At 37.9% G+C, this 3,493-nt stretch carries 3 protein-coding genes; all 3 read right to left on the reverse strand.

Annotation, left to right across the window (positions count from 1 at the left end; genetic code table 11):
• Nucleotides 1-177 precede the first annotated feature (177 nt).
• Nucleotides 178-564, reverse strand: a complete 387-nt coding sequence (locus tag DEU29_RS13795; protein ID WP_133540971.1) for a DUF6262 family protein — start codon at nt 562-564, stop codon at nt 178-180.
• Nucleotides 554-2,809 (reverse strand): tyrosine-type recombinase/integrase, encoded by a 2,256-nt coding sequence (locus tag DEU29_RS13800; protein WP_133540973.1) that lies wholly within the window; start codon nt 2,807-2,809, stop codon nt 554-556. Before DEU29_RS13800 ends, DEU29_RS13795 begins: the two co-directional genes overlap by 11 nt.
• A partial coding sequence (locus DEU29_RS13805) for a tyrosine-type recombinase/integrase (protein ID WP_166635929.1) occupies nt 2,806-3,493 on the reverse strand: 688 nt, incomplete at its 5' end. The genes DEU29_RS13805 and DEU29_RS13800, both read right to left, overlap by 4 nt.

A 3,493-nucleotide genomic window follows, 5' to 3' on the forward strand; every position in this document is an offset into this window, starting at 1 on the left:
TATCGAGACTTACGCAGCTTCCATAAGCAGAAACGACTGTCCAGCCGCCTTTAATTCCAGAGCACCTTTATCACGGATATTGAGTGCGGCATTTAAATCCCTATCTTTATCTAAACTATTTTAAATTCTAAAGCTGTAAACCATTATAAACAGTGGGATTGTACTATAAATACATGTCTACATAGTAGAGTCATGCAGCTTTCCATAGACAATCTCCAATTGTTTTTTCAATTCCGCTTTCTCTGTTTCAAGCTCTCGCACTTTAGCCTTTAAAGTTGTTATTAAAGCTGATTTTGATGCGTCTGACGCTCTTTCAGACTGCTTGTGAACTTTTGGTGCATCACCTTTTTGTTGATCTCGAATGCGCCTAATTCTGCTTGCGACAGCTTCTTCTTTATAAAGCCATGCCTTTGATACTCCTGCCTTTTCCGCAACAGTATTAAAATTAATTAGAGCGTTATCTTTAATAAGTGCCTTTATTGCAATTTCTGTTTTAGCGATTGCTTCTTGCTTTTTCTTAGATGCAGTTGAAGCTAAACCGCTTGTATTACGTTTATGAGTCATTATTAACTGCCTCTAATGGTTCGATAATATTTACAAGTGACTGTTTCAATGTTTCATTCATTTCCAACTGTCTTTGCCAACCATTAGCTTTGCATGTGGCAATAATCTTTTCTGTCTTGTTAAGTTGAGCTTTATGCTGTGGCAAATATCTATGATCTGTCCTGAAATTTGGGCATGTTAGACATGCGTTTGCGTGAGGGCAGCCACCTTGAACAATTGGCAAAGAGCACAACCCGTTAGGTAAACTCTGAACGGCTATATTTTTCTTTAGCCATTGATTATCAAGTTCGTTAGCGTCCAAACCTTCCGCAAGTGATGTAACAACTTCTTCGGCCTCATAAACCTTGCCATTATTATCAACCATTTTACCTTGAAAGCTTGCAAACTCCTTTTTCAGCGTTTGATCCATAATGTGTGCATAAACACTTGTCATAGTTGGTGTTTCGTGACCCAAATAACGTTGAACAATATGCTGGGGAACGCCATTATTGATCATTCTTGTAGCAACTGTATGGCGAAATGGGTGGAATGAAAAATGGTATATTTCGCCATCTTCACCTGTGATACTTCTTTCTTTTGCAAGAACATTCAAATGCTTGATTAATGTACCCTGTGACCATGTTTTTCCAGCTCGAACATATCGCCTTTTTTTGCAATTTTGTAATGGTGGTGTTGGGAATAGAATCGCTAACTTCTTGTTGAAATCCTCAATTACACTAGCTTGCTGCTCTTTTATTACCGATACCAACTCTTTACTTATCGGAACAACATGCTCTTTTTTCATTTTAAATTGGTAATATTTTATGAAGTAATCACCATCTTTGTCAGGGTAAATACAGTCGTACTTTAAGCCTATGCACTCACTAATTCTCATTCCAACCTCTTGTAATACTAGGAATAATCTCATTACAGGAGGTGATAAGCCATCAATGTTGGCATTTAGTTGAGCCATTACTTTTTCAGGAATAAATCGTGGTAGATTTTTCTCTATTTTGGGGTAATCAGTATCTTTCATTAGCACAACGCTTTGAAACTTAACTGCTCCAGTTTCAATGCACCACTCAAAAAACTGGCGTAATGCCGACATTCTTCTTTTGATGGTCGATGTTGTTACATCCCTCTTTCGCCACAAAAATAAAACATCAGTAATAATTTTTCTGTCAATTTTGTTAGGTTCAATGTTTGGATGAATCTCATTAAGTGCTTCACTAAACATTCGTAAAGCTTGTAAGTTAGATTGAAGTGTCGAGCTACTTCTCGACATCATGCAACTGGTAATGAACTCTTTTGCAGCATCACGCATCCAACATTGTTCAATTGACCCAAAATTCAATCTTACATTTGGTGCGCCACCTAATTTTTCACGTTCTTCATCTGAGATTACCCATGAATATTCATTGCTCTCAATTCTTGTGTTAAGACATATATCTGCAATATCTTTGTGATACCTAGCAATTGTAGACTCATGAATACCTGACTCTTGCATTAACTTCTTAATACTAAGTAAGAAGCCTTTGGGTAGAGGATCAACGTTAACTGGTTTTCCTGTTTTTAGCCTTTCTATCGCTGCCAACAGCTCGGTACGCTCTAGAGCGCGCTTTTCAACGCTTTGTTTATGTATGGCTTCTCGAATTTTTTTGTGGACATCGGGGTAAGTTTTGCGAATGGCGTTATCGAATGATTTATTTAGTCCAGCGGCACGACAAACGTTCTTGACCGTAATTTCTCTGCCATCTTGTATCATTTGGTCAAGCGTTTTTACTAGCAGTGCATTTGTCTCTTTATTGCCAAATACTTGACCTTTCTTAAGCTCATGAACTCTATTTAGTATGTCTGGTAATGCCTGATAAATATACGAATCATCAATATCGGCTTCTTTAGCGACATTAGCGACATTTAGATTTGCACTTTTGGATATTGTTAGTGGATTACCCTCAAGAATCCTATCAATTGCATCATTACAACGATTTCTCGCATTTACAGCGTGTGGAGTAACTCTGGATTCAGGTTGGTGCTTCAGGCTTTGTACATAATCCATAACATCACTAAACCCCTCCAAAAGCTCTGTAGGGCTAATCTGAGCCTCTTTAGCGATACTTTTGAATGTAAGCTTAACTTTTTTCCCTACACGCTCCTGAGTGCCATTTATGATTCGATGGACAGCCTTGATCGCCTTAACTCTAACACTAGATGAGTCCTCAGTAGATAGATCCTGTTGGGGTTCAAGTTTTGGATTAGCTATCATAAGGAATCCCCTTTATTAAATGTATTAAATGCATGTTTCAGATCCGCATCGGTCAAGTGGGCGTATGTATTAATAGTTGTTTGTACGTCTTTGTGACCAAGGCGCTTTTGAACATACGAAGCATCCCATCCGCTTCTTAACAACTCTGTTGCATGGGTATGTCTAAATATGTGGGGGCTGAACGGTATCTCATGTTTCTCGGATAATCTTCTAAATTTTGTATAAACGGTTGAATAGGCAAGAGGTTTACCAATATCTTTGCCCCAAATGTTTATAAAGACATAATCCGAATCAATATCTCCAAATTCATTAACTACATAATCAGTATATAGCCCCATTAAGTCAGAACTAACGTCAATCGTTCTTGATTCGTAACTCTTGGCTCTTGCGCCATTAGTGTTATCTGAACGAGGCTTAACAACGATGGTCTTGTCCCAACTTTTTATATCTTCATGCCTTAGCCCAAGACACTCCCCTATACGCATACCAGTTTCATAAAGCATCATAAGAAGAAACTTATCTCTCAGTGATTTAGCTGCTGAGATTAATTGCTTTACTTGGTCAGCGGTTAATGTGTCAGGTCGTTTTTTAGGTTCTTTGAGTTTAAGAATATTACGGACTGTTGAATCTGATTTACTAATATGGTGAAGAAATGGCTTATAGGTTTTACCTTTGTAGTTAGTA

It is taken from the genome of Idiomarina aquatica (assembly GCF_004362895.1).
Lineage (GTDB): Bacteria > Pseudomonadota > Gammaproteobacteria > Enterobacterales > Alteromonadaceae > Idiomarina.